The sequence below is a fragment of the Bacillus sp. z14 (2026) genome, assembly GCF_058313575.1.
Map to the genome: position 1 here is coordinate 201,649 of NZ_JBZFQK010000005.1, position 25,151 is coordinate 226,799.

Below are 25,151 nucleotides of genomic sequence, written 5' to 3' on the forward strand. Positions count from 1 at the left end.
TACTCACTCTCCTAAAGCTGCAATATTTACTTTATGATGATGCATATTAACGACTACCTTATCATTGCCAATATAATCGCCATCTGCATGAATAAATGCTGGTTGCTCAGAAGAAAGTTTTATATTCTTCCCTTGTAATTCCTGTACTCCCCTTATTTTGAGATGGCCGCCCCAAACTACTGTGACGAACATAAGTATCAGTTTCCATTTGGAAATATTATGTACGATTATGATATGAAAAAGCCCGTCATCTGGTTTCGAGTTTGGTGAAATCTTTATTCCACCACCAAAATAGGGCTGATTGGATGTCGTAACAAGCCAAACATTTTTATAGTTGAGGTCCCGGCCATCTATCGAAAGAGAAACATCAATTGGTCTATATGTTAACCATTTAATAAAAAAGAAATATAAATAAACAAGCTTTCCAGCGCCTATTTTATTAAAGTAATATTTTGATTTCGACTCATTTACAGCTTTTGTAACTGCTGCATCCAATCCCATACCCAAACTGTTCATAAAATACCCTTGTTTGTCAGTTTTATAGGATCCTAGATCGATTGGTGTCATTTTTTCACTATTTAGACACAATTTTTTAAATGCTTTAGTCGGATTTTTATCAATCTGGTATCCTCTTGAAAAATCATTTCCGGATCCTGCAGGAATATAAGATATCCTGGCTTCTTTATATCCGACAGCACCATTAATGACTTCATGAATCGTCCCGTCTCCACCTACAGCAATAATTAACGAATCACTCTCCTTTTCCAAAATTTCTCTAGTGATTTTACAGGCATGTCCTTCATATTCTGTATACCTATATTGGTAATGGATATTTTCACGTTCTAGGTATTTTTTTACCTTTTTCCAAATTTTTAAGCTTCCCCTATTCTTCGCGGCAGGATTTATAATGAAATTGAACTTCTCCTTGCTCATTAAAGCTTCCCTATAAACCGCTCTCTCTATCAAGCTCCTCCAACTCCTCTTCCAAATCCATTCTAATAGTGTAGGCTGTACTGCAGTAGTCCAATAGAGCCTGACCTGACTTAAGCTGTTGGTTTTTTATAGGAGACTGATTATTACGTATGCCCTCAAACCATCTTGCATAAGAACGCTTGTCGATGATTATCTCTGTATGGATGGCATTTACATCATCGATATATCCATTACGACAAATGATTCCTTTTCTGATTGGCATATCAATCTCCTTGCTTTCTAAGATCCTCTTAATGATTCTTTCCATACGATTTATGGATATATACGGGTTTAACACTTTTTTGTCTGCCCGATTATGATGTTTTCTTGTCCAAAACCTTCCCCTGTCCGCCAAAAATACGGCATCCTCTTCTGCTTCAAGAAAAGTTAAGCACCATATTTCCGTAGGCGTCATAAGCAGAATATCCAATTCTACCGGTGCATTTTTAAACTGAAAGACAGGCTTGTAAAGAATTAAGCAGTTATCAGGAAAGCGTTGCAAAAAATAACGCAGTTTCTGGTCATATACATAATTGGCATTTACTACAGATTTTTCTCTTAAGGTTGAACTCGCCCATTTAAGCTGAAAATTAAAAATCCGATCTAAAAATTGCTGTTTTAAATCGCTCTCTGTTCGTGGGGGGAATTTCAAAAATCGTCCCAATTCCTGTTCTCTGTTTGAAACAGTTTGCCCTTCATGAACGTGAAAAGGTTCGCCTTGTTCTCTTTTAGTAAATATCTTCTTAAACGTCTCCGAGAGAGTTCTCTTTTTAATGGGATCATCCTGATTTTGAGATATCTCATTGTTTTCTCCGCCAATCAGCCAGTCATTGATATCTCCTTCTTCATAAGCCTGCTTTAGTTTAGTCCATTGCTGTTTTTTTAAGCGGACAAACTGAGAGGAATAATGATAAATATCCTGTTCATAACGGGATACATAATCCTGCAGTTTAATTAATTGTCCCATCCCGTTTCCCCTGCCCTTTTCTAGTCTCTTTAAAATCTATATGGTCATTTTAGATGTGCATAATCATGACCAATAAAGCCTTCATGTTTTAATCAATTCAACCTACCATTACGTTTATGAATATCTTACACCAATGGAAATTTAATGATCGGTTCATATTTAGGAATAGATTGGCTATTGGTTTGATATAGAACGAGATGCTGTACCTGAAATTCTGGTATAGATGGGAGAGAGTCTTCTAGTTGTCTTAGACTGTCTTTTTCCATTGCCTCCATACATCTTCTTGCTATCGTAGCATGCGGTGTAAACGGCTTTGTATCCAACTTAAAGCCGATACTTGTACAAGCATTCCATACGTTCTTCTGCACTTCATATAAGATCGGCTGTTTCCTCACATCTGCCCATAGAATTCTTGGCTGATTCACCATACCAAATGTACCCAATCCTTTAATCGTTAATGGAAATTTAACAAGTTGCTCTGCTCTTGACTTCAATAAATTCACAGCACCATCCAACATACTATGAGAGGCACTGCCAAGGAATGCTAAAGTAATATGATAATCGCTTGGATGAACCCAGCTTTTAAATGCATACATACGTTCTAATTCAGCAGCCCATTGGTGCAATGATTCTTTAATCTCCTTAGGTAATTCAATTGCAAAAAAATAATGATTCTGTCTATTCATCGGCCTATCTCCTTCATATTTTAACATAATGTCCTTCCTTCTATTTTAACTATTTAGACGATTTTGAATAAAAATGTTTATTCAAAAAAGAGTTCAGGGTTAGTATTCCCTGAACTCTTTTCCATTTACTTTAATCTTCCGCATTCATTTTCAATTTTAGCAAGGAAGGCTTTCTGAAGCTTTCTTGTTGTAGTATATGGAGCTTTTCCAACCGCTTGTCCGTTGGTTTTTACAACGGGTATAATTTCTAATGTGGTACCAGACAGAAATACCTCATCAGCCGACATTAATTCCCCAGGTGTAAATGGTCTTTCTTCGTAAGGAATTGAAAGCTCCTCACAAAGCATTAAAACCAACTGCCTGGTAATCCCATTTAAAATTAGATTGTTTGCAGGATGAGTAATCAGAATACCATCCTTTATAATCGATACATTCGTATGACTGCCTTCTGTTATCATGCCATCTCTGTTTAAAATCGCTTCCTTACATCCCTGTTTAACCGCCTCTTCAAAGGCTAGGATATTACCGAGAAGGTTCAAGCTTTTAATATCGCAATTAAGCCACCGTTTATCTTCAATAATACAGACTTCAGCACCTGACTCCATCAGTACAACAGGACGTTCAGATTCTCTTGTATAAGCGATAAAGGTCGGTACCACCTCTTTACCTGGAAAAGCATGATTCCGCGGTGAAACCCCCCGTGTAAATTGCAGATAAACAGTACCGGTAGTCAGCTCATTTTTAAGAACCAATTCCTCAATAATCTCCTTAAGGCGTTTCGGACTGTAGGGTATCTCTATGCCGATCTTTTGTGCGCTTGCAAACAGACGCCTGCTATGCCCTTCCCACGCAAATAGCTTTCCATTATAAATCCGTATAACCTCGTAGATACCATCCCCAAATTGATACCCACGATCTTCTATATCGATGGCAATTGTTTCTCTTTTCGAAAGGACGCCATTGTGAACAATATAATCCATTTCCCCCAACTCCCCTTGTGATAGATTATCTTGTTAATTCATAGATAGCTTGTGCATACATAGCTGTTGCTTTTAATAAATCGTCAATCATGATGTATTCGTCTTTTTGATGAGCTACATCTTCCCTCCCCGGAAATAAAGGGCCAAAGGCAACCGCATTTTTCAGCGCACGCGCATACGTCCCGCCGCCAATTGCCAATAGCTCAGGTTCTTCCCCTGTGTGCTCGTGATAAATTTTTTGCAAAGTTTTAACCAATTGGCTATTTGCATCCACATGGTGAGGTCCCAAATGGGTTTTTATAGTCGCAGTAAATTGATGCTTATCAGCGATTTGCTCAATCGTTTTCCATCCATTCTCAAAATCATATGTCACAGGATAACGCATATTGAAGGCAATCTTACCTAATTCGCCATTTCTATATGTAATAATTCCATAATTAATGGTTAAATCACCGGTAATATCATCCGAATAAGCTACACCAAGTTTTCTTCCTCTGGATTCACTGCTCAAATACTGATGGATGAATTCAAAAAATGCACGGTCATCCCCACGTAAAGGCATGGTGAATAGAAAATCCGCCAGCTTAAGACCTGCATTAAGTCCAAGATCAGGCTCCATACCATGGACAGATATCCCTTCCATCGTTAAGATGACCTCATTATCTAACATGGAATATGTACCTTTTAAATTATGATCTTTCAAGTACATTGCAAATTTTTCTTTCCACTCTTTCGCCTCATCGAAATTAAGAGAAATAGTTGCTTTAGCTGCCTCTGGTACCATATTAAAACGCTGGCCCGCTTCAAAGCTTTTCACAACAAAGGATTCAGCCGGTATACTTTTTGATTTCATATCCATTGTGAAATCTGCTATCCCCTTTTCTGCATAGATAATTGGAAAATCAGCATCCGGCACGAACCCTACCGTTGGCATTTCTTCTTTTTCAAAATAATAATCCATACAGCGCCAGTCACTTTCTTCATCCGTACCCAAAATCAATCGAACTCTTTTATTTAAATCGATGCCCATTTCTTTAATGATCTTCATCGCATAATAGGCAGCCATCGTTGGTCCTTTATCGTCGATCGCGCCACGTGCAAATATTTTTCCATCCCGAATATCTGCTGAATAAGGGTCGCTGGTCCAGCCCTCTCCCTCAGGCACTACATCCAAATGTCCAAGTATACCGAGGAGCTCATCTCCGTTTCCCATTTCCAAATGAGCTCCATAGTTATCAACATTTTTAGTGGTAAAACCGTCTTTTTCTCCAAGCTGAAGCATAAAATCAAGCGCTTCCTTTATTCCAGGACCAAAAGGAATATCAGTAGTTGATGCAGATTCATCCAGTGTACTTTTAATTCGAAGTAATTTCTGGGTGTCGGCAATCAAATCATTTTTTCTCATTTCCACTTCTTTTTGCCAATTAAGATCCATAAAAGTGACCCTCATTTCTTTGTCATATCATTTATCGTTATTATATCGAATTTCAGCATGATTAGCATTTTTTGTTGAACCACATGACTGTGCCGTTCATATTTTATAGTGTAATAAATAAAATATATCGTATTGCTGTCATAGTGCCTGTATCGCAAAAATAGATATAGTTAAGTGAATTTTCATTTTATTTTATTGGAAAATATGGATTTAAAATTTAGAGAGGGGTATTATAGTACTAGAAGGACTTGTATTTTGAAGTCCTAAAAAAGGAGTGCTGTATAGGTGATAACTTAGTTAAGTGGGATGGTTAACAGCCTTTATACCTTGCAGGTTGGAATGTTGCCATTGGAAACTATCCATAAGGAGTGGTTTTTTGAAACCTTCAACAAACCGTATGCTTACCAGAATTAAGTCCATTTATATGTTCATCGTCCGCAACGGCACGGTAACAACCCAAGAATTAGTGGATGAATTTGGAATTACTCCACGCACCATTCAGAGGGACTTAAATGTGTTGGCTTATAACGAACTTGTTGTCAGCCCCAGTCGTGGAAAGTGGACCACCACTCAAAAGAAAGTTAAATTAACCTCGTAATGATTTAAACAGTTTTTCCTACAAAAAGAAGACCGCTTTTTAACGGTCTTCTTTTTCCGGAGTACGTGTATTCAATAGGTTGATCTCTTCTTCAGTCATTTCTCTGTACTCTCCTGTTTTCAAGCTCTCATCCAACTCAAGCTCGCCCATCTTAATTCTTTTCAAATACACTACTTTTTTTCCTACAGCTTCAAACATCCGTTTAACCTGATGATATTTTCCTTCTGTTATGATGACTTCTATTTCAGATCTTGGACCACTTGTAAGAATCCTTAATTTTCCCGGTTTCGTTACATATCCATCATCCAATGTAACTCCCTTAGCAAACTGTTCAATATCTTCCTCGGTTACAATCCCCTGAATAACTGCGTAATAGGTTTTAGGAACATGTTTTTTGGGAGCAAGCACCTCATGAGCAAGCTGCCCATCATTTGTAAGAACCAACAGCCCTTCAGTATCCCGATCCAGCCTTCCAACAGGGAATGGTTTTTTACTTGCATCTTCAGGTTCCAATAAATCAAGCACCGTTTTCAGCCTGTCATCTTCTGTGGCAGATATGTATCCGGCCGGTTTATTCATTAACAAATAAATGTATTCCTTATAGTTGACTTGCTCTCCATAAACGGTAATTACATCCTCATCCGGATTGACATGCTTTTTAGCATCGCTTATTTTTACATCATTACAAAGAACTGCCCCTGATTTAAGTAATTGTTTAACCTCTTTCCGGCTTCCATAACCGGAGTTAGCCAATAATTTATCAATTCTCATCCTAAAATCACCCATTTTCCTTTTTTGAATAGACTAATGCTGAATATAAATTGAAGGAGTGTTCTAAATTTATGGATTATCAACAACAACCCTCTAACGAACAAGATGATAGACAATTGCCACAGCCAGCCGGTTTTCCTGGACCAGGAGGCCTATTTCCTGGCTTAGGTGGAGTTAATGCCCGTATAGATCGGCTTGAAAACCGCTTTGAACGTCTGGAGCGCCAATTTGAACGCCTTGATCGACGTGTATCCCGCATTGAACGAGCACTTGGAATGCGATACTAATTATGAGAATGGCCTGCTTTAAATAATAAGCAGGCCTTAAAGTTAAACTTTCACATTTTAATTCGATTAATTCCCTCTCGTGAAACGGCTCAATTTTAGCTTGCGCAATAGTCCATCCGTTCGCTCTCCAAAAATAACATGTAATAGACCACTTTTAATGGATAAGAAAAAGTAGATTAGGATCCCGACTGGAACAGTAATCGCCACCCTGAAAACCGCATCCATCTGACCTTTTGAACCTATCCAGGAAGCCAGGACCTGATCCAGACTCCATACAACCAAGGCCATAACCCCAGCAAATATGAGTGATAATAATCCCCTTTTCAGCACGGGTTTTATTCGATAACCAGTAAAGTAATAAATTACATATAAATTAATAAGCGTACTGACCGTATATCCAATTGCAGTCGCATAAACTGCCCCATTCGTTTCAAACATTTTTATAAACGGAATATTAAGACTCAGTTTTATTAATATCCCAGTCAATAAACTAAGGACTGTAAAACGCTGCTGGCTTATTCCCTGCATGATTGCAGCTGTAACAGAAAATAAAGCAAATAGAATAGCAACCGGTGCATAAACTTTCAATACTTCTGACCCTAAATCAAGAAATCCATAAAACGATCCATATACGCTCTCAGATAAAACACTGATTCCTACAACTGCCGGTATCAGAATAAACAGCAAAGTTTGGAACGTTTCTGTTAATTGTTGTTTGTATAGCTTCCAATTCTTTTCAACAAACGATTTCGTTACACTTGGAACAATGGACAACGAAAAGGCCGTAGCCAGTGTCATTGGAATAAGGACAAGCTTTTGAGTCGATACATTTAAAACACCAAAAGCCACATCTGTTGTTGCCTTTTCTCCAATTGATACCATCGCTCTGTTAAAAGTAACCGTATCAACTAACTGGAATAGAGGCATAGCCAATCCAACAAAAATAAATGGTATTGAGGAAACAATGATTTCTTTATAGATCTCTTTAAGAGATATATCTATTTCATTTTTACTTTCGCTCAAAAGTTTATCGAGATGACGTTTCCGCTTTTTCCAATACCATAAGAGAACTAGAAATCCGAAAACCGCTCCAATAAAGGCTGAAAATGTTGCCACACTCATAGCCTGTACGACATCTCCGCCCATTAAATTCAGGACAATATATGCACCGCCCAGCAGGAATATAATTCGTGCTATCTGCTCGATAACCTGGGAAACAGCTGTCGGCCCCATTGACTCATTTCCTTGAAAGAACCCACGCAATATACTTTGCGAAGGTACAAGGATCAGAGCAAAGCTAACAGCCCGTATAACCGATGTAACATCCTCAACGGAAAATTTTTGCGTATCCATCATGGCAGCCAATCCAGGGGCGCTAACATACATAATGAGAAAAGCCGTAATCCCCGTTAACATCATTATTTTTCGGCTTGATTCAAACAGCTTACGCCCAACTGCATATTCACCCATTGCATTATATTTGGCCACAAATTTGGCTACCGCGAGGGGAATCCCTCCCGTTGATATACTGATGAAAATCGTATAGGGGATATACGCAAAGCCGTATAACGCCATTCCTTCTTTGCCGACAATTTGATTAAAAGGAATAACATAAAACAATCCGAGTATTTTCGATAAAACCATACCAACTGTTAGAATAAAAGTGCCTCTAATAAGTTTCGATGACATGTAACAATCCCTTTCACTCTTTCCCTTAACCTGTAAGAAATATATTTTCATGAGTCTTTTTGTTTATTTGTTCACTATTCTGTAGTTTACTCTTTTCTATCCTTTTTGACAATTGAACTTCAATTTGTTTACGACTTTTGCCTTATTCATAAAATCACTTATAATAGAACATATTAGCATGTTTTAGAAAAGAGATGGAATAATGAAATACGATGTAATAATTATAGGCGGAGGCCCCTCCGGTTTAATGGCTGCCATAGCAGCTGCAGAAAACGGCGCTTCCACCTTATTAATAGATAAAGGATCCAAGCTTGGCCGAAAGCTGGCCATTTCAGGCGGAGGCCGATGCAATGTCACAAACCGTCTGCCGATTGATGAGATTATCAAGCATATTCCCGGTAATGGCAAGTTCCTGTACGGTGCATTCTCTGAATTTGATAATGAGGGAATCATTTCTTTCTTCAAGAAACTGGGAGTTGAATTAAAAGAGGAAGATCACGGAAGAATGTTTCCAGTTAATGACAAAGCCCAATCCGTTGTGGATGCAATGATGAATCGCTTGAACCAATTGGGTACTGATATACGCACAAACTCACCTATAGCTGATGTTTTGTATGATTCAGGGAAAGTAATTGGCGTTCGGACACAAACAGGCGAAACGATCGAAGCTGACTCCGTTGTCATTGCTGTTGGTGGTAAATCCGTTCCTCACACCGGGTCAACCGGTGATGGTTACGCTTGGGCGGAAAAAGCTGGACATACTGTTACAGAGCTATTCCCAACTGAGGTTCCGCTCACGTCAGCTGAAAATTTTATCAAACAGAAAACATTACAGGGTCTTTCACTTCGCGATGTCGCAATCAGCGTAATGAATCCTAAAGGAAAACCATTAATTACCCATCGTATGGATATGATTTTCACACATTTTGGCTTATCAGGTCCAGGTGTCCTGCGATGCAGCCAATTTGTTGTAAAGGCCCTCAAAAAATGGAATCTTAAAGAGGTCGTTGTCCAAATTGACGCGCTCCCTGATTTAAATGAAGAACAGGTATTCCAACAGATTATTAAAATTATTAAATCGGATGACAAAAAAGCTGTCAAAAACAGCTTAAAAGGTTTAGTGCCTGAAAGATATTTATTATTTTTACTGGAGCGTAACCAGATTGACCCTTCTGCCCAGGGTGCAGTCATCGCCCATGAGAAATGGCGCTCTTTAAGCAAAGATATTAAAAAATTCCCTGTCCGTGTTAATGGAACACTTTCTTTAGAGAAAGCATTTGTGACTGGCGGAGGAGTATCGGTTAAAGAAGTTGAACCAAAAACAATGGCTAGTAAATTCATGAATGGCTTATATTTCTGCGGAGAGATCTTGGACATTCACGGATATACGGGCGGCTATAATATCACTTCAGCTTTGGTAACCGGCCGTTTAGCAGGATTAAATGCTGCAGCAAAGAATAATTTCCTGGCATAAGAAAGGATGGTATAAGTGCAGGATATAGCCCAAACGATAAAAAACAATAAGCTGTTTTCGCCGCTTATTTACATGTTGTTTTTCATCTATTTAGCCATCCTTTCCTATCTTTTGTTTTTTGGATACTATAGACAAGAAGACAGGATAGAATCTTATAATCTTGTTCCCTTTAAAACAATCAATATGTATATTACGTTTGCTGATTACTTCAAATTTAAAATATGGTTTTCGAATCTATTCGGTAATATTATTGCTTTTATGCCATTTGGATTTTTTCTGCCAATCGCCTTTAAAAAGCTGAGAAATTTACTGATTATCACATTTCTGTCCTTCTTGTTTTCTTTATTTGTGGAGACGATGCAGCTTACCTTCCATGTCGGTGGATTTGATGTAGATGATATTCTATTAAATACAATCGGCGGTTTCTTTGGCTACATGGTTTTCAAGCTCATGTATAAGCTTTTCAAAAAACCATTAACCTAATAAGTCCAAACCTAAAAAAAGTGGAGAAACAAGTTTGTTTTCTCCACTTTTTTTACTATATTCAATTGTAATTTTAGCTGTAACGATTGAGTTAGCAAAAATTAAATTCATCAACCTATGGATTATTTCTTAAATGTTCCGTTTCATTTGGGAATAGACTTGTTCCTTGTAAATATGAACTAAGAATTAATTTTACCCACAATGATAACTACTCATTTTTTATAGATAACCATTGCGCTAAAACAATAGATTTGGTCTTCCTCATCCTCTTCACCGAAAGCTGCTATATTATATTTTATATCTACAATGCTATCCTCATCTATTTTTCCGAGAAAATGATTCATCCCTTTTTCCAGATCTTTTTCATGTTCATAATCAAACATTTTTACTTGGATCACGGCAAAGACTCCTCCTGTTTTTATCTATCTTTGCCAGACTTTTATATTTTTATACTATTCAGAATACCATTTCCCCTTGCCAATGCATCATACCGCCCTCCATTGAGGCTGTCTTATATCCCTTCTCCTGCAGAAAATAAGCCACATTTTCACTTCTTACTCCTGCATGACAGATTAGAATATACTCCGTTTCTTTATCAAGCTCATCAAGCCGATCGGGTATTTCTCCCATTCTCATATGAATAGCACCTGGTACCATGCCATTTATAACTTCATAATCCTCCCGTACATCAATGATGGATAATTCCTCTCCATTTTCAATTCTGATCTGCAGCTCTTCCGGTTGGATAATTTTTATTTCTTCCATCTCCATTTTCCCCCTTTATAAAAAAGCCGTCTTACGTTTTAGTAAACGTAAGACGGCCACACTTGTTAGTTTGCAACGATATTTACTAATTTTCCTGGAACAGCAATAACCTTACGGATTGTTTTACCGTCAATTTGCTCCTGGACCTTTCCATTCTCCATTACGATTTTTTCCATTTCTTCTTTCGTAATGCCGGCAGGCACCTGAAGTTTTGCTCTCATTTTACCGTTTATTTGAATGACAATTTCAATTTCATCATCAACCAATTTGGACTCATCATATGCAGGCCATGAAGCATAGGCAAGTGTTTCATTGTTGCCAAGTCTGCTCCAAAGTTCTTCACTGATATGAGGGCAAATAGGTGACAAGAGCTTCACGAATCCTTCCATATATTGAATTGGAAGGATTTCCGCTTTATACGCTTCATTAATAAACACCATCATTTGAGAAATAGCTGTATTAAAGTGAAGTGCTTCCAAATCTTCTGTTACCTTTTTAACCGTTTGATGATAGATTTTCTCAAGGTGAGTATCATTGGATTCAGTGATCTTATCATTTACTGTACCGTCATCGGTAATAAACAATCTCCAAACACGGTCAAGGAAACGTCTGGAACCATCAAGTCCGTTTGCAGACCAAGCAATGGATGCATCAAGCGGTCCCATGAACATTTCATAGAGACGAAGTGTATCCGCACCATGGCTTTCTACGATATCATCCGGATTTACTACATTTCCTTTGGATTTACTCATTTTTTCGTTATTTTCTCCAAGTATCATTCCTTGGTTAAATAGCTTTTGGAAAGGTTCCTTTGTAGGAACAACACCAATATCATACAAGAATTTGTACCAGAATCTTGCATAAAGCAAGTGAAGTACAGCATGTTCTGCTCCGCCAATATACGTATCTACTGGCATCCAATGCTTAAGCTTTTCAGGATCAGCAATCGCGTTTGGATTTTTCGGATCGATATAGCGCAGGAAGTACCAGCAGCTGCCCGCCCATTGAGGCATTGTGTTTGTCTCGCGTCTTCCTTTACGGCCGTTCTCATCTACTACATTTACCCACTCTTCAATGTTGGCAAGAGGAGATTCACCTGTACCTGATGGTTTAATTTCGGTTGTTTTCGGAAGCATAAGCGGGAGCTCAGATTCAGGTACAGCTGACATAGTACCATCTTCCCAATGAATAATTGGGATAGGCTCTCCCCAGTAACGCTGACGAGAGAAGTTCCAGTCACGCAAGCGATAGGTTACTTTCTTCTCACCAATTCCTTGTTCTTCAAGCCATTCGATCATTTTGCCAATTGCTTCTTCTTTATTCAAGCCATTCAAGAATTCAGAGTTTACATGTTCTCCTTCTCCTGCATAAGCTTCTTTTTCAATATTTCCGCCCGCTACAACCTCACGGATTGGCAAATCAAATTTCTTAGCGAATTCATAGTCACGTTCATCATGAGCCGGAACTGCCATAATTGCACCTGTACCATAGCTCATCAATACATAATCAGCAATCCAGATCGGAATCTCTTCCCCATTTGCCGGGTTGATTGCATATGCTCCTGTGAATACACCTGTTTTCTCTTTAGAAAGCTCTGTTCTCTCAAGATCGCTCTTAGATTGAATTTCCTTTTTATACGCTTCAACTGCTTCTTTTTGCTCTGCTGTTGTAATTTTATCCACAAGCGGATGCTCTGGTGACAGGACAGAATATGTTGCCCCGAACAAGGTGTCAGGACGTGTCGTGAATACCGTGTAGGATTCGTTCGTACCTTTAATCTTAAAAGTTACAGATGCTCCCTCAGAGCGTCCGATCCAGTTACGCTGCATATCCTTAATGCTTTCAGGCCAATCCAATTCATCCAAATCCTCAATCAAACGATCTGCATAAGCCGTAATTTTCAAAATCCATTGGCGCATAGGCTTACGGATAACCGGATGTCCGCCCCGCTCACTTTTCCCATCAATAACTTCTTCGTTAGCCAAAACTGTTCCGAGTGCCGGACACCAGTTAACCGGTATTTCAGCCATATAGGCAAGTCCTTTTTCATATAGCTTTAAGAAAATCCACTGCGTCCATTTATAGTACTCTGGGTCGGTTGTATTGATTTCCCTGTCCCAGTCATAGGAGAACCCAAGTGATTTAATCTGACGTGTGAATGTACCGATATTTTTAGCTGTAAACTCTTCCGGATCATTTCCTGTATCAAGAGCATATTGCTCGGCAGGCAATCCAAATGCATCCCAGCCAATTGGATGAAGGACATTATATCCCTGCATACGTTTCATGCGAGATAGAATATCTGTTGCTGTATATCCTTCAGGATGCCCTACATGAAGGCCGGCTCCTGATGGATAAGGAAACATATCCAAAGCGTAAAATTTACGCTTCCCTACATGATCAGTCGTTTTGAATGTTTTGTGTTCTTCCCAATAAGATTGCCATTTCTTTTCAATCTCTACATGATTGAAACTCATCCTAATTCCTCCTACATGGTTCAAAATTGCTGTGCTTAAAAGCTTAAAACAATAAAAAAAGCCACTCATCCCTAATAAGTAGGGACGAGAGGCTTGTTATTAACTTCCCGCGGTACCACCCTGATTGATGCAGTAAATATGCATCCGGCTCGACTCTTTAACGCAGATGTACGGCAAACCTTACTCTTAGTTCAGGCTTGCAACTCCAGGGTGAGTTCATAATGTGTCCTGTTGACTTGCAGCGACCGTCAACTCTCTAAAAAGAACAACAATTACTACTAATCCCTCTCAAAGTTATTCATATGATTCAAAAAATATATACATTCATTGTATGTAAATCCGCTAAAAAGTTCAAGTCAATTTAGACTGTTTTTTCAATCATTGACAAATATAGCATCGATTATACAGGTTTGATAAAAATTTATGTGTGATTGGCGAGGGAAACTGGGGGCTGGATTAATCTCAATTTTGGCCGGATTAATCCTTTATTTGGCTGGATTATGGGCATATCCGGCTCTATTCCTTTGTCGATTGGCTGGATTCCTCTCATTTTGCTGATCTACTCACTCATCTGGCTGAATTAGTCTTTCATCCGGCTGGATTCTCCGCCGCATTCATTATCCCCATAACTCACTTGTATACAAATAAACCAACAAGCACAGCCATATAGACTGTGCCTGCTGGTTTATTTGTATTGCTTTGGATGAACTGTTGCTTTAGTTTGTTGGCCTCCAGATGCTTCGTTCATCTTTTTAGCCTTCTTTATAATATCTTGATCTTCACCAGCCTCGATATCTTGATTATTAATGCCATTACGAGTCTTTTGTTCCGGATTATTATGTTTAGAACGTTTCCGCATAGTGAATACCCCCTTAGCGCCTGCGTACAACCATTGCATGCTGAATATCCTGAACCTGTATTTTCATACGGTTCAACATATCACGCTGTTGATCATTTGCACTGTGATCCATTGCTTCTAACTCATTAAATGAGTTTTCCAATCTGACCAATGCCTCGGTATATCCTGCTTCATTGTAGTGCTCCTGTTTTGCAGACTCCTTATATTGCTCTTCTGCGAATTCAATTGCATTAGTACATCGTTCTATACACTCACCCATGGATTTTCGTGTAGCCAAAGATACCCTCTCCTTTTTTCATTGGATTGGTTTACAAAAGCTCATCCATTATCCATTATGCCCCTTTGAAATTGAAAAGATTAATGATTTTTAAATAGCTGCTAATAATAGTCAATTGGAAAGTATACATCAGCATGGTAAAATGGAGTTTATGTTCTTGAAATCTAAACAGGGGGTTTTTGTAATGAAACAGGTTAACCCTTTTCAATATGCTAGTGACGACAAACGTTATCATACATGGAATTATCATCTCCGCAATCAATTTGGTCACAAGGTATTTAAAGTAGCTCTTGATGGTGGATTTGATTGTCCAAATCGTGATGGCACGGTAGCTTTTGGTGGCTGTACATTTTGCAGTGCCGCTGGATCCGGTGATTTTGCCGGCAATCGTGCTGAAGATCTGCAAAAACAATTTGCCGATATAAAAGCAAAAATGCACCAAAAATGGAAGGACGGCAAGTATATGGCCTATTTCCAGGCTTATACAAATACCCATGCACCAGTCGAGGTGTTACGGGAAAAATTCGAAACCGTCATGAACGAGGAAGGTGTAGTCGGATTATCCATTGCCACTCGTCCAGACTGTCTGCCTGATGATGTTGTAGAATATTTAGCTGAATTAAATGAACGTACTTACCTGTGGGTTGAGCTTGGTCTGCAAACTGTTCACGAGAAAACAGCTAATATCATAAACCGTGCACATGATTATCCAACCTATGTAGAGGGAGTAAACAAACTTCGGAAACACGGTATACGCATTTGCAGCCATATTATTAATGGATTGCCGCTTGAAACTCCAGAAATGATGATGGAGACAGCTAAAGAAGTTGCTAAACTGGATGTACAGGGAATTAAAATTCACCTATTGCATCTCTTAAAGGGCACTCCAATGGTAAAACAATACGAAAAAGGAATGCTGGAATTCCTTTCGTTAGATGAATATGTCAATCTTGTCTGTGATCAGTTGGAGATCCTTCCGCCTGAAATGATTGTCCATCGTATTACCGGTGACGGTCCGATTGATTTGATGGTTGGACCAATGTGGAGCGTTAATAAATGGGAAGTATTAAATGCTATCGATGCTGAATTAAAGCGTCGCAATAGTTATCAAGGTAAATTTTATGTGCCAAGTAAGGATGCTGTCATAAATGAAGCTTGATCGTATCCTTCCCTTCGCAAGACTATTGCTTGAAAAAGCAGTTAAACCTGGTGATATAGCCATTGATTGTACGATGGGCAATGGGCATGACACCGTATTTTTAGCAAATTTAACTGGTCCGGATGGACATGTATACAGCTTCGACATTCAGGAATCTGCCTTGCAAAAAACGGAAGAGAGACTGATGACAAATGAGCTTCAGGAGCGGGTAACACTAATTCATGCAGGTCATGAGCGTTTACAGGAATTTATCCCAACTGGCAAATCTGTTACAGGCGCAATCTTTAATTTAGGCTATTTGCCTGGCGGCGATAAAGAAATTATTACAACCGCTCCTACTACGATTCAGGCTGTAACGTCATTACTCAAAATTATGGAGCCTGAAGGCATCATAGTTCTTGTCATCTATCACGGTCATCCCGGCGGAGACATTGAACGTGACGAATTAATCAAATTCGTTACAGAGCTTCCACAGGATACGGCCCATGTGCTGGAATACCGATTTATGAATCAAAAAAACAATCCGCCATTTATTATCGCTATCGAAAAACGTTAAAAAAGTGTGAGCTTATGGATGCTCACACTTTTTATATATAATCATTTAAAGTTCTCAGGGGTAAAAAAGATCTGCGGTGTTCCCGTAATAGGATGAGGGCGACTTACCAAATCTACCTCGTATACAGATGAAAGCAATGTTTCATCATAAAGTAAATCTATTCCACCCTCCGCCACCTTCCTTCCATCCTTAAGCAAAGCACATCTATCTGCATATAAAGCTGCCATGTTTAAATCATGGAGGATGGCGACAATCGTCAGCCCATTTTGAAGCTGGAGCCTCTTTAATAAATTTAACAATTCGATTGTATGCTTTACATCCAGATGATTTGTAGGTTCATCGAGAAACAGGAGCTTTGGCTGCTGGGCCAAAGCCTTTGCTAAAAGGACACGTTGCTTTTCCCCTCCGCTTAATGACGAAAAGTATGTATACTTAAATTTCAGCGTGTTTGTCTGAGCAAGACACTCATCAACAATTGCGTAATCCTCACTACGGTAATGATTAAAAAATCCCTTCTCCTGATAAGGATACCTGCCTAATAGTACGATTTCTTCCACCGTAAAATCTATACCCACCATATGTTCCTGACTTAACACGGCAGCAATTTTAGCCAATTCTCCGGTTTTATAGGATGAGGTCCTTTTCCCATTAATGATTGAAGTCCCTTCTTTATATTCCATTTTTCCCAATATACTTTTAATCAATGTCGTCTTACCGCTTCCATTTGGACCAAGAAGAGCAAAAAATTCTCCGCTCTCAACCTTAATAGAAAAGTCCTGAAGCACTTGCTTATTTTTATGATAGCCTGCACTGAGGCTCTCTACGGTTAACATGTCAAATTCCTTCTTTTTATGCGTTCTTTAATCAGTAAGATTGTAAATACAGGTGCACCGATTAAGGCAGTAATGACACCGATTGGTAATTCCTGCGGGTTGATAATCGTACGTGCAATCAAGTCAGCCAATACGAGATATCCACCTCCAATAATCATGGATAATGGCAGTAAGTGGCGATGATCAGCACCAGCAAGAAGGCGAACAAGATGTGGAATAACCAGTCCAACAAAGCCAATAGCTCCTGATACGGCAACTGCTGCACCCGTTAATAGTCCAGCCCCGATAATAATGATTATTTTCTTTCGTTTCACATCGATACCATTATATTGAGCGGATTGATCTCCAAGAGCCATCCCATTTAGTTCACGATAATGATATAAAATTATGGAAGCTCCTATAATAAAAAAGGGAATCAATATACTGACGTGTCCCCAATTTTTCATAGCCACACTGCCCATCAGCCAGTTTAATACCTCCCTCATTTGATCTCCTGAGGATAGCGCAATGATAAGTGAGACCACAGCGCCAATGAATGAATTCATAATTATACCGGCTAAAATAATGGTCTCATTTGCATAGGTAACACTAGCTGCCTTTGTAATACCAAATACAATAAACAAGGTTATAAAACTAAACACGATTGCAACAAGCGGCAATGTGAACTGACCAAAAAGAGCAAATTCGATATTAAAGAATAGAACAATCACTGCCCCAACCGATGCACCGGAAGAAATTCCAATAGTATATGGATCAGCGAGTGGATTTTGCAAAAGCCCCTGAAAGGCAGCACCGGCAAGTGCCAGTGAGGCACCCACAAATAAAGCGATTAATACCCGGGGTAATCGTATATTCCAAATAATCATTTCTATATTTTTTGGACCGGTATAGAAGGATTCCTGGCCGGTCACGTTCTTCAAGAGAATCCCAAGAATATCTTTAAATGACATGTCCACGCTGCCTATAAACAGGCCGAGCAACGCAGCGAGCAGCAAAAACAGGATACTCCCAAAATAAATACCGGTTGTTCTATTTTTATTATTCATAACTTATACTTCAATTCCTCTTTACTCCTGGCGGCGAACCTCGGATTATTCATGCACTTTAAAACAAGATTATAAGCTACAACACATAAAAAATCCTTAGCTCAGGATGGTATTGAGCTAAGGATTCACTTTTTCACGCCTGTGAATACAATAAGCCTACTTTTCCCTCCGAAAAATAAGTACTAAAACTCTAAAAGCAGGTTTCCTGGCTTTTACTAAATCAGACTTGTGATTTAGTAAGTACAGTAGCGGGGGCTGCAACGGATTTGAACCGTTTTCCCTTTTACCCTCGTGTACCGAGGCACTTTTAAAGTGATTTATTAGATTTTATTCTTATTCTAATAGATTGATTGACTAATGGCAAATCCACTATTATTTCAACAGTTCTTTGGCAATTAATCTGAAGGAGTTTTCTTTAGCCTCGTATGAATGGGTGATTGTCACAAGCATAATTTCATCTGTAAAGAAGCGTTCACTCAGCTCTCTAATTTTTTCTCCAATCATTTTAGGAGAACCGATAATCATCTTGCTTCTGTTGTAATCAATCCGAGCTTTCTCAAACTGCGATAATGACATTTCATGAATTTCTTTTGGGTGAGGTGTTCCCTCTCTTATAATTCCCTGTGAAAGAAACAGCATCGATAAATCCAATGAACCAGCCAGATATTCTGCCTCTTCGTCCGATTCCGCACAAACTGTAAATACAGTAACCATACCTGATGGATTCTGTACTAACTCTGTAGGTCGAAATGCTTCATGGTAATGCTTCATATTTTCTTCAGCATATTCACTGTTAATAAACAAAGCAAAATTATAGGGTATACCCTTATGAGCTGCAAGAGCTGCGCTAGATGAACTAGATCCAAGCATCCACAATTCCGGCGGAGATGTAATGGTAGGTGTCGCCGATAACCCATATAGAGGATGCAATTCCGGTATTTGATCATAGAGATACCAGGATAACTCATCTACCTGGTCAGGAAAACGATGCAGTTCCTGTACTCTCCCCTCCTGCAACGCTCGCGTTGCTCTTGGCATCCCTCCAGGAGCCCTGCCGATTCCCAAATCTATTCTTCCTGGAGCTAAACCAGATAATACTCTGAAGTTTTCAGCTACTTTATAAGCACTGTAGTGAGGCAGCATAACACCGCCTGTTCCAACTCTTATTTTATCTGTTTGAGCAGCAATCCATGTTGCCAATATCTCAGGCGAAGATCCTGCCAAGCCTTGACTATCATGATGCTCGCTGACCCAAAATCTTGAGTATCCCCACTCCTCAGCCAATTTTGCCAGTTTGACCGTATTAGCAAGTGCCTGCTCTGAAGGCTCTCCAACAGAGCGCGGTGACTGGTCTAGAATACTTAATTTCACCATTCTGCTCCATCCCCTTAGTATTGAATGCTAGACTCGCCTATTCTTTTTCATTCTCTTAAACGCATGATACAGCTTACTATTCCAATAAAAGAAATACGCTGAACGGCCACCCAGGCTTAACATTTTTTTAGTATATTGCTTAACCGACAACTGGTCTTTCACCTTGGAATCGGCTAGATAAATACCCAATAATCCCTGGTTAATCATGCTGTGGAACTTGCTGTCCGGTATTTTTGTGACATCTAAATTGGCTTTTTCAACAAAATAACAAAGTCTATCAATCAGTTGCTCTTCCGTTTCGTAATAAAAACAGAAATTTAAATCGTCGCCTTGGCGATCCTCCTCCTGATCAATAAAATAGTCCAACATAATATGCAATCCTTGCACATAAGGAAAATAAGATTCATATATGTCTTTCCCCAAATGTTCAGTAAAATTATCACGCACTGCATATGAAACTAAACAAAAGATGCCCAGAGTAGATCCTGCACAAGCACTGAATTCATACCATGACAAACCTTCTGGAAGCTGCTGTTTATTTTCATTGAACCAGGTTTCTAATCTATGTACCCGTTCTTCCCACGTAACATGCTTATGTATTTGTAAATCACAATAAAAGGTGCAAAGCTTTTTCAAATAAGGCTCGATATGTTCGTAATGCACCATATTTGAAAGAACAGATTGACAGGTTTTTACTAACTCGACTAAATACCCGCCATCTTCCTGCTCCTCTCTGAGTTCATAATAATTTCTCGTCAAGGCCTCCGGATTAAGAGCATCCTTCATTGATTGATGCAATAGCGTAAAATCATTAGGATCAAGTGAGGTACTGCGGTCACATAGATTATCAAGATAATCACTGATGGTTTGATACGCAACAATAAATCGAATGACATCATCTTTTTTTTCACCTGCTGCGAGAGCTAATATAGAACCACCCTCGCAATGGAAAGTTTTGTGGGCAATACTGGATAAGGCCTGTGTACGCAGCTCTTCATTAGGGATTTTTTCTGCCTTTGCCTGCCAACTCGCGAGTTCCCGATGAACAACCGGAAATACATTTCTGTATACATTCTTTACTAAGCTGATATCACTAGTGGGTAATTTCATTTGTGTCCCATCTCCTAACCCCTTAAACGATATACCCTATATTGCGCAATCTCGCTTCAATAAAGCTCTTTGCATATAGAAATACATCTTCTCTCTCTGGCTCATTAAATATTTCATGATACAGCTTAGGCCATTCTTTATAATGCTTTTCGGATGCCGGAAAGTAGTTAAACCATTCTCTAACCATAGCCTTGTCCACTATTTTGTCGTCCCCTGCCTGCATAACAAGAACAGGAATATCCGGGAAATCCTCATCAAAATCAAAGGCATCCTTCATAGCTGAAATTAATTCACGATACCATCTGACTGATACACTTGTGATGTAGAGTGAATCGTTCAAATCAAATTCAATAACTTCTGGATTTCTCGTTGCCATTTCAACCGTTAATCCTGAAGGTTTTTTATATGTAGGATAAACAAGATTTAAAACCTTTGACATGGATTCAAGTAATTTTGGAGGGTGAATTAATGTTCCAAAGCATGGTGAAGATAGGATAATACCCGCTAAATTATATTCTTTAAGTTGAAGCATGTTAATGATGATGAGTCCTCCCATGCTATGACCCAGCATGAATACTGGCAAACCAAATGTATAAGCCTCGTTCACCCATGAATCAACCTCATCAATATAATCCTCAAATGAGTCAATATGCCCTCGATTTGCACGTGAAGTCATTCCCTGACCTGGCAAATCTCCAATAATTACGTGATACCCTTCTGATAGCCATCTTTCAATTAACCATTTATATCTGCCTGAATGCTCCATGGCGCCGTGAACAATCACGATTACACCATAGGCTTTCCCCTCAGCTTCCCACTTTTTCATAGATGAACTCCTCCTGTATGATGTTTAGCTTTATTTTATTTACACTGTACCGCTTTATATGTACACTTTTATTAACTATCTATTTTACAGTAGAAAACGGAGGTTTTGTAATGAAATTATATCAATATATAGATAAAATTCCTTCTATCGATCAAACTGCTTATTTAGCAGATCATGTAGTTGTCAGCGGTGATGTCACAATCGGTGAAAATTCAAGTGTTTGGTTTAACACAGTCATTAGAGGTGATGTCGCTCCTGTGATTATCGGTAAAAATGTTAATATTCAAGATAACTCAGTCCTCCATCAAAGTCCCAACAACCCATTGGTACTGGAAGATAATGTGACGATAGGCCATCAAGTCATTCTCCATAGTTGCCATGTGAAGAAAAATGCTTTGATTGGGATGGGCTCCATTATTCTTGACGGAGCTGAAATAGGAGAAGGTGCCTTCATCGGTGCAGGCAGTTTAGTATCTCAAGGTAAAAAAATCCCACCAAACACACTCGCTTTCGGCAGACCTGCTAAAGTAATTCGTGAATTAACAGATGATGATCGTAAAGACATGGAAAGAATAAATAAGGAATACGCAGAAAAAGCACGCTATTATTCAAGTATACAACCTTTAAAAGAGAATAACTAATTATCATTCCTCATTAGGGTATACTCTTTATTGTATACCCATTCCCTTTATTATTTAGCTATAAATGATACACCTTTTTAAAATCAATTTCAGGAGTAGGATTATGAATACTTTCATTTTGATTTTCATGTTATTTGGTATCATTTCAATCATTTTGGTCCTATGGCGTCAATATCAGCCACTATCTATTTTGATTGTTATCTCTTTGATAGGCACTTTCCTGTATACAGGCTGGAAGGTCTATAACTCAAATTACTCCTTTGCTCATCAAATTAATAATATGATTGATAAGTCAGTAAGCTTAACAACTTCTATTACCAAAGATAATCGACCTGCAAAACCTCCTGCCAAAGATAAAGTACTTCTTGATGTGCCAATCGTTAAACAGCTGCCCGAGCTCCCAAGAGGATGTGAAGTAACCAGCCTGGCTATGCTTCTTCAATATTCCGGATTGGATGCTGATAAATTAAAACTTGCCCAGCAAATAAAAAAAAATCCAGCTAAAATAAAAAAAATAAATGGTGAAATCCATTACGGTGATCCTAATGATGGATTTATTGGAGATATGTATTCAACTAATAAACCTGGCCTCGGAGTGTATCATAAGCCTATAAAAAAACTTGCTGAGCATTATATGCCTGGCAAAATAATCGATTTTACCAATGGAGATTTCAACCAAATCAAAAAGTATCTCTCAACCAATCGGCCCGTCTGGGTTATCATAAATACAGCCTATGAAAAACTGGATCCATCCTATTTCCATACTTGGAAAACACCAAATGGGAAAATATCGATTACTTATAAGGAGCATTCTGTCGTAGTAACGGGATATGATCAGCATTATATTTATTTTAACGATCCCTTAACAGGAATTAAAAATAAAAAAGCACCCTCCGCTGATTTTGAAAAAGCGTGGGTGCAAATGGGAAAACAGGCTATAACCTATAAAGATTAATGGATTGGGTCACTTATCATATCCTTTTCAGCTAATGCCTGGAAAGGATATTTTTCTTCGACATATACAGAGTACCATATCATAAATACCAATACAGTCCATAGTTTACGGCTATTATCCGCTTTACCTGTAACATGATTATTGAACAGATTCATAATGACTTGCTTATCCAGCAAATGATCTGTTTGGCTTTCTTTTATTATTGTAATCGCCCATTCATACATTTCATTTTTTAACCAATGACGGATAGGGACTGGAAAACCAAGTTTCTTACGATTTAATACATGGTCAGGAATGATTCCCTCTGCAGCTTTTCTAAGTATATATTTGGTCGTTCCATGAGCAGTTTTTAAATCAGTTGGAATTCCGGATGCCACCTCAAATACTTTTTTATCAAGGAATGGCACTCGAAGCTCAAGAGAATGTGCCATCGTCATCTTATCAGCTTTTACTAATATATCTCCGCGCAGCCATGTATGAATATCAATATACTGCATTCTGCTCACATCATCATATTCGGGTGTTTCTGCGTAGAACGGATGTGTTATCGTAGTATAATCCAGCTTTGATTTATATAATTTGAATAATTGCCCCTTCTCTTCCTCCATAAACATCTTGGCATTTCCAAGATAGCGTTCTTCAATCGGCGTACAGCCGCGCTCTATAAAACTTTTGCCTTTTACCCCTTCAGGCATCATGGCAGCAATTCTTTTTAGCGCTCTTTTCATAAGTACAGGAATTTTATTAAACATGGCTAAGGATTGAGGCTCACGGTAAATATTGTATCCTCCGAATAATTCATCCGCTCCTTCACCTGACAGAACAACCGTTACATGCTTTTGCGCTTCCCTTGCCACGAAATATAAAGGAACACAAGCGGGGTCTGCCAACGGGTCATCCATATGCCACATAATTTTCGGCAGTTCCCTCATATATTCCTGCGGCGATATAATATAGCTGATATTCTCTACCCCAAGCTTGTCAGCTGTTTCTTTAGCTACATCAATTTCACTGAAACCATTCTGTTCAAATCCAACTGAGAATGTTTTAATTCCAGGATGAAATTCTTTAGCTATGGATGCGATGATTGTAGAATCAATTCCACCTGAAAGAAATGAACCAACGGGTACATCACTGCGCATATGCATGCTGATACTGTCATACATCACATCTTGAATTTCTTTAATCCAATCTGGTTCACTGCGCAGAATAGGTTTAAATTCCGCTTTCCAATATTGGCGGATTTCCATAGGTTCTCCAATTTTCTTTGTAAAGCAATGTCCAGGCAATAATTTTTTCACATACTTTGTCATCGTTGCTGGTTCTGGAGTAAATTGAAAGGTAAGATAATGCTGCAGAGACACATGATCCAATTCTTGTTTTTCTATAGCGTGTATAATACTTTTCTTTTCAGAAGCAAAATAGGTCTTATCCCCATCTTCCTTATAAAAAAATGGTTTAATCCCAAATGGATCACGGGCACCAAAAATAGATTTCTCCTGTTTATCCCAAATCACGAACCCAAACATCCCACGAAGCATTTCAACTGCCTTTTCCCCATATTGAACAAATGCCGCCAGGATTACTTCAGTATCTGAATTTGTAGAAAACGCCATGCCTTCCTTTTCCAGCACTACTTTCAATTCCAAGTAGTTGTATATTTCTCCGTTAAAAACAATCCAATAGCGTTCATTTTCATACGTTAAGGGCTGATGTCCACATTCAATATCAATGATGCTTAGTCTTCTGAAACCAAGCTGGATATGTTCATCTATATAATACCCCTCGTCATCCGGCCCTCTATGCGTAATCAAGTCATTCATACTTTTAATTAGTTCTGAATCCTGATTCGCTTGTTGGTGATCATGCATACATCCTACAAATCCACACATTATTATTCACTCACTACCTTTACTTTCGACTGTTTTTCA

General features: G+C 38.7%; 26 protein-coding genes, 1 riboswitch and 1 other annotated feature. Of the genes, 8 read left to right on the top strand and 18 right to left on the bottom strand.

The features are described 5' to 3' along the window. Window positions 1–3: 3 nt before the first annotated feature. The 5 genes from AC4G3O_RS16095 to pepV all read right to left on the bottom strand — a co-directional run bounded on the left by AC4G3O_RS16095 (window position 4) and on the right by pepV (window position 5,040). Window positions 4–966: a diacylglycerol/lipid kinase family protein gene (locus AC4G3O_RS16095; protein ID WP_139892781.1), complete on the bottom strand. Its 963-nt coding sequence runs from the start codon at window positions 964–966 to the stop codon at window positions 4–6. Continuing rightward, window positions 944–1,939: an NERD domain-containing protein gene (locus tag AC4G3O_RS16100; RefSeq protein ID WP_491136449.1), complete on the bottom strand. Its 996-nt coding sequence runs from the start codon at window positions 1,937–1,939 to the stop codon at window positions 944–946. Before AC4G3O_RS16100 ends, AC4G3O_RS16095 begins: the two co-directional genes overlap by 23 nt. Window positions 1,940–2,064: 125 nt before the next feature. Further along, window positions 2,065–2,625: an RNA 2',3'-cyclic phosphodiesterase gene (gene thpR, locus AC4G3O_RS16105; RefSeq protein WP_491136450.1), complete on the bottom strand. Its 561-nt coding sequence runs from the start codon at window positions 2,623–2,625 to the stop codon at window positions 2,065–2,067. A gap of 125 nt (window positions 2,626–2,750) precedes the next feature. After that, on the bottom strand, window positions 2,751–3,605 hold the full coding sequence (gene dat, locus AC4G3O_RS16110) for a D-amino-acid transaminase (RefSeq protein ID WP_066109109.1): 855 nt from the start codon (window positions 3,603–3,605) through the stop codon (window positions 2,751–2,753). A gap of 25 nt (window positions 3,606–3,630) precedes the next feature. Then, the gene (gene pepV, locus AC4G3O_RS16115; RefSeq protein WP_066109114.1) at window positions 3,631–5,040 is read right to left on the bottom strand and encodes a dipeptidase PepV; all 1,410 of its coding nucleotides are present in this window, start codon (window positions 5,038–5,040) and stop codon (window positions 3,631–3,633) included. Between the two features lie 376 nt (window positions 5,041–5,416). Here pepV and AC4G3O_RS16120 point away from each other — a divergent pair, with 376 nt between their 5' ends. Next, a complete protein-coding gene (locus AC4G3O_RS16120; protein WP_049669825.1) occupies window positions 5,417–5,638 on the top strand; it encodes a DeoR family transcriptional regulator in 222 nt (73 codons plus the stop codon). A gap of 39 nt (window positions 5,639–5,677) precedes the next feature. Here the strand turns inward: AC4G3O_RS16120 and AC4G3O_RS16125 are convergent, their stop codons facing one another. Continuing rightward, window positions 5,678–6,409, bottom strand: coding sequence for a pseudouridine synthase (locus tag AC4G3O_RS16125; protein ID WP_066109117.1), 732 nt, complete (start codon window positions 6,407–6,409; stop codon window positions 5,678–5,680). A gap of 71 nt (window positions 6,410–6,480) precedes the next feature. Here AC4G3O_RS16125 and AC4G3O_RS16130 point away from each other — a divergent pair, with 71 nt between their 5' ends. Further along, window positions 6,481–6,696, top strand: a complete 216-nt coding sequence (locus AC4G3O_RS16130; protein WP_066109121.1) for a hypothetical protein — start codon at window positions 6,481–6,483, stop codon at window positions 6,694–6,696. Between the two features lie 66 nt (window positions 6,697–6,762). Here AC4G3O_RS16130 and AC4G3O_RS16135 read toward each other — a convergent pair whose 3' ends face one another. After that, window positions 6,763–8,385: a putative polysaccharide biosynthesis protein gene (locus AC4G3O_RS16135; protein WP_491136451.1), complete on the bottom strand. Its 1,623-nt coding sequence runs from the start codon at window positions 8,383–8,385 to the stop codon at window positions 6,763–6,765. Window positions 8,386–8,587: 202 nt separating this feature from the next. Between AC4G3O_RS16135 and AC4G3O_RS16140 the strand changes: the two genes are divergently transcribed. Both AC4G3O_RS16140 and AC4G3O_RS16145 read left to right on the top strand, forming a co-directional pair. Then, window positions 8,588–9,859 carry a BaiN/RdsA family NAD(P)/FAD-dependent oxidoreductase gene (locus AC4G3O_RS16140; protein ID WP_491136452.1) on the top strand — a complete coding sequence of 424 codons (1,272 nt, stop codon included), beginning with the start codon at window positions 8,588–8,590 and terminating at the stop codon, window positions 9,857–9,859. A 15-nt stretch (window positions 9,860–9,874) separates the two neighbouring features. Further along, window positions 9,875–10,342, top strand: coding sequence for a VanZ family protein (locus AC4G3O_RS16145; RefSeq protein ID WP_491136453.1), 468 nt, complete (start codon window positions 9,875–9,877; stop codon window positions 10,340–10,342). A 212-nt stretch (window positions 10,343–10,554) separates the two neighbouring features. On the opposite strand, the gene AC4G3O_RS16150 is transcribed toward AC4G3O_RS16145, so the two are convergent. The 5 genes from AC4G3O_RS16150 to AC4G3O_RS16170 form a co-directional block, all read right to left on the bottom strand. Next, window positions 10,555–10,740, bottom strand: a complete 186-nt coding sequence (locus AC4G3O_RS16150; RefSeq protein ID WP_066109131.1) for a sporulation protein Cse60 — start codon at window positions 10,738–10,740, stop codon at window positions 10,555–10,557. Between the two features lie 58 nt (window positions 10,741–10,798). Continuing rightward, the gene (locus AC4G3O_RS16155; protein WP_490553412.1) at window positions 10,799–11,107 is read right to left on the bottom strand and encodes a rhodanese-like domain-containing protein; all 309 of its coding nucleotides are present in this window, start codon (window positions 11,105–11,107) and stop codon (window positions 10,799–10,801) included. 65 nt (window positions 11,108–11,172) lie between these two features. Continuing rightward, a complete protein-coding gene (leuS, locus tag AC4G3O_RS16160) occupies window positions 11,173–13,584 on the bottom strand; it encodes a leucine--tRNA ligase (protein ID WP_491136454.1) in 2,412 nt (803 codons plus the stop codon). 77 nt (window positions 13,585–13,661) lie between these two features. Next, window positions 13,662–13,885, bottom strand: a binding site (T-box leader). A 384-nt stretch (window positions 13,886–14,269) separates the two neighbouring features. After that, window positions 14,270–14,443 (bottom strand): glycogen biosynthesis protein GlgD, encoded by a 174-nt coding sequence (locus AC4G3O_RS16165; protein WP_066109140.1) that lies wholly within the window; start codon window positions 14,441–14,443, stop codon window positions 14,270–14,272. 13 nt (window positions 14,444–14,456) lie between these two features. Continuing rightward, window positions 14,457–14,720 carry a YtzC family protein gene (locus AC4G3O_RS16170; protein WP_491136455.1) on the bottom strand — a complete coding sequence of 88 codons (264 nt, stop codon included), beginning with the start codon at window positions 14,718–14,720 and terminating at the stop codon, window positions 14,457–14,459. A gap of 184 nt (window positions 14,721–14,904) precedes the next feature. Here AC4G3O_RS16170 and mnmL point away from each other — a divergent pair, with 184 nt between their 5' ends. Together mnmL and mnmM are read left to right on the top strand one after the other, a co-directional pair. Beyond that, window positions 14,905–15,879: a tRNA modification radical SAM protein MnmL/YtqA gene (gene mnmL / locus AC4G3O_RS16175; protein WP_066109146.1), complete on the top strand. Its 975-nt coding sequence runs from the start codon at window positions 14,905–14,907 to the stop codon at window positions 15,877–15,879. Further along, complete coding sequence (gene mnmM / locus AC4G3O_RS16180) at window positions 15,869–16,435, top strand: tRNA 5-(aminomethyl)-2-thiouridylate-methyltransferase MnmM (RefSeq protein WP_066109149.1); 567 nt, start codon at window positions 15,869–15,871, stop codon at window positions 16,433–16,435. Before mnmL ends, mnmM begins: the two co-directional genes overlap by 11 nt. A gap of 41 nt (window positions 16,436–16,476) precedes the next feature. On the opposite strand, the gene AC4G3O_RS16185 is transcribed toward mnmM, so the two are convergent. From AC4G3O_RS16185 to AC4G3O_RS16205, 5 genes are all read right to left on the bottom strand, one after another. Then, the gene (locus AC4G3O_RS16185) at window positions 16,477–17,268 is read right to left on the bottom strand and encodes an ABC transporter ATP-binding protein (RefSeq protein ID WP_140462216.1); all 792 of its coding nucleotides are present in this window, start codon (window positions 17,266–17,268) and stop codon (window positions 16,477–16,479) included. After that, entirely contained in the window at window positions 17,262–18,314 is a 1,053-nt protein-coding gene (locus AC4G3O_RS16190; RefSeq protein WP_066109155.1) for a FecCD family ABC transporter permease, read from the bottom strand. The genes AC4G3O_RS16185 and AC4G3O_RS16190 overlap by 7 nt, the downstream gene beginning before the upstream one ends. A 178-nt stretch (window positions 18,315–18,492) precedes the next feature. Beyond that, window positions 18,493–18,638, bottom strand: a riboswitch (cobalamin riboswitch). A gap of 48 nt (window positions 18,639–18,686) precedes the next feature. Next, window positions 18,687–19,688, bottom strand: coding sequence for an LLM class flavin-dependent oxidoreductase (locus AC4G3O_RS16195; RefSeq protein WP_066109159.1), 1,002 nt, complete (start codon window positions 19,686–19,688; stop codon window positions 18,687–18,689). Between the two features lie 27 nt (window positions 19,689–19,715). Next, window positions 19,716–20,798, bottom strand: coding sequence for a tetraprenyl-beta-curcumene synthase family protein (locus AC4G3O_RS16200; protein ID WP_491136456.1), 1,083 nt, complete (start codon window positions 20,796–20,798; stop codon window positions 19,716–19,718). 22 nt (window positions 20,799–20,820) lie between these two features. Then, window positions 20,821–21,624 (bottom strand): alpha/beta hydrolase, encoded by an 804-nt coding sequence (locus AC4G3O_RS16205; RefSeq protein ID WP_066109165.1) that lies wholly within the window; start codon window positions 21,622–21,624, stop codon window positions 20,821–20,823. A gap of 110 nt (window positions 21,625–21,734) precedes the next feature. Here AC4G3O_RS16205 and AC4G3O_RS16210 point away from each other — a divergent pair, with 110 nt between their 5' ends. Both AC4G3O_RS16210 and AC4G3O_RS16215 read left to right on the top strand, forming a co-directional pair. Then, window positions 21,735–22,265, top strand: coding sequence for a gamma carbonic anhydrase (locus AC4G3O_RS16210; protein WP_491136457.1), 531 nt, complete (start codon window positions 21,735–21,737; stop codon window positions 22,263–22,265). 103 nt (window positions 22,266–22,368) lie between these two features. After that, window positions 22,369–23,220 (top strand): C39 family peptidase, encoded by an 852-nt coding sequence (locus AC4G3O_RS16215; RefSeq protein WP_491136458.1) that lies wholly within the window; start codon window positions 22,369–22,371, stop codon window positions 23,218–23,220. On the opposite strand, the gene asnB is transcribed toward AC4G3O_RS16215, so the two are convergent. Beyond that, window positions 23,217–25,112 carry an asparagine synthase (glutamine-hydrolyzing) gene (gene asnB, locus AC4G3O_RS16220; RefSeq protein WP_139892776.1) on the bottom strand — a complete coding sequence of 632 codons (1,896 nt, stop codon included), beginning with the start codon at window positions 25,110–25,112 and terminating at the stop codon, window positions 23,217–23,219. The genes AC4G3O_RS16215 and asnB overlap by 4 nt on opposite strands. Between the last annotated feature and the right edge of the window lie 39 nt (window positions 25,113–25,151).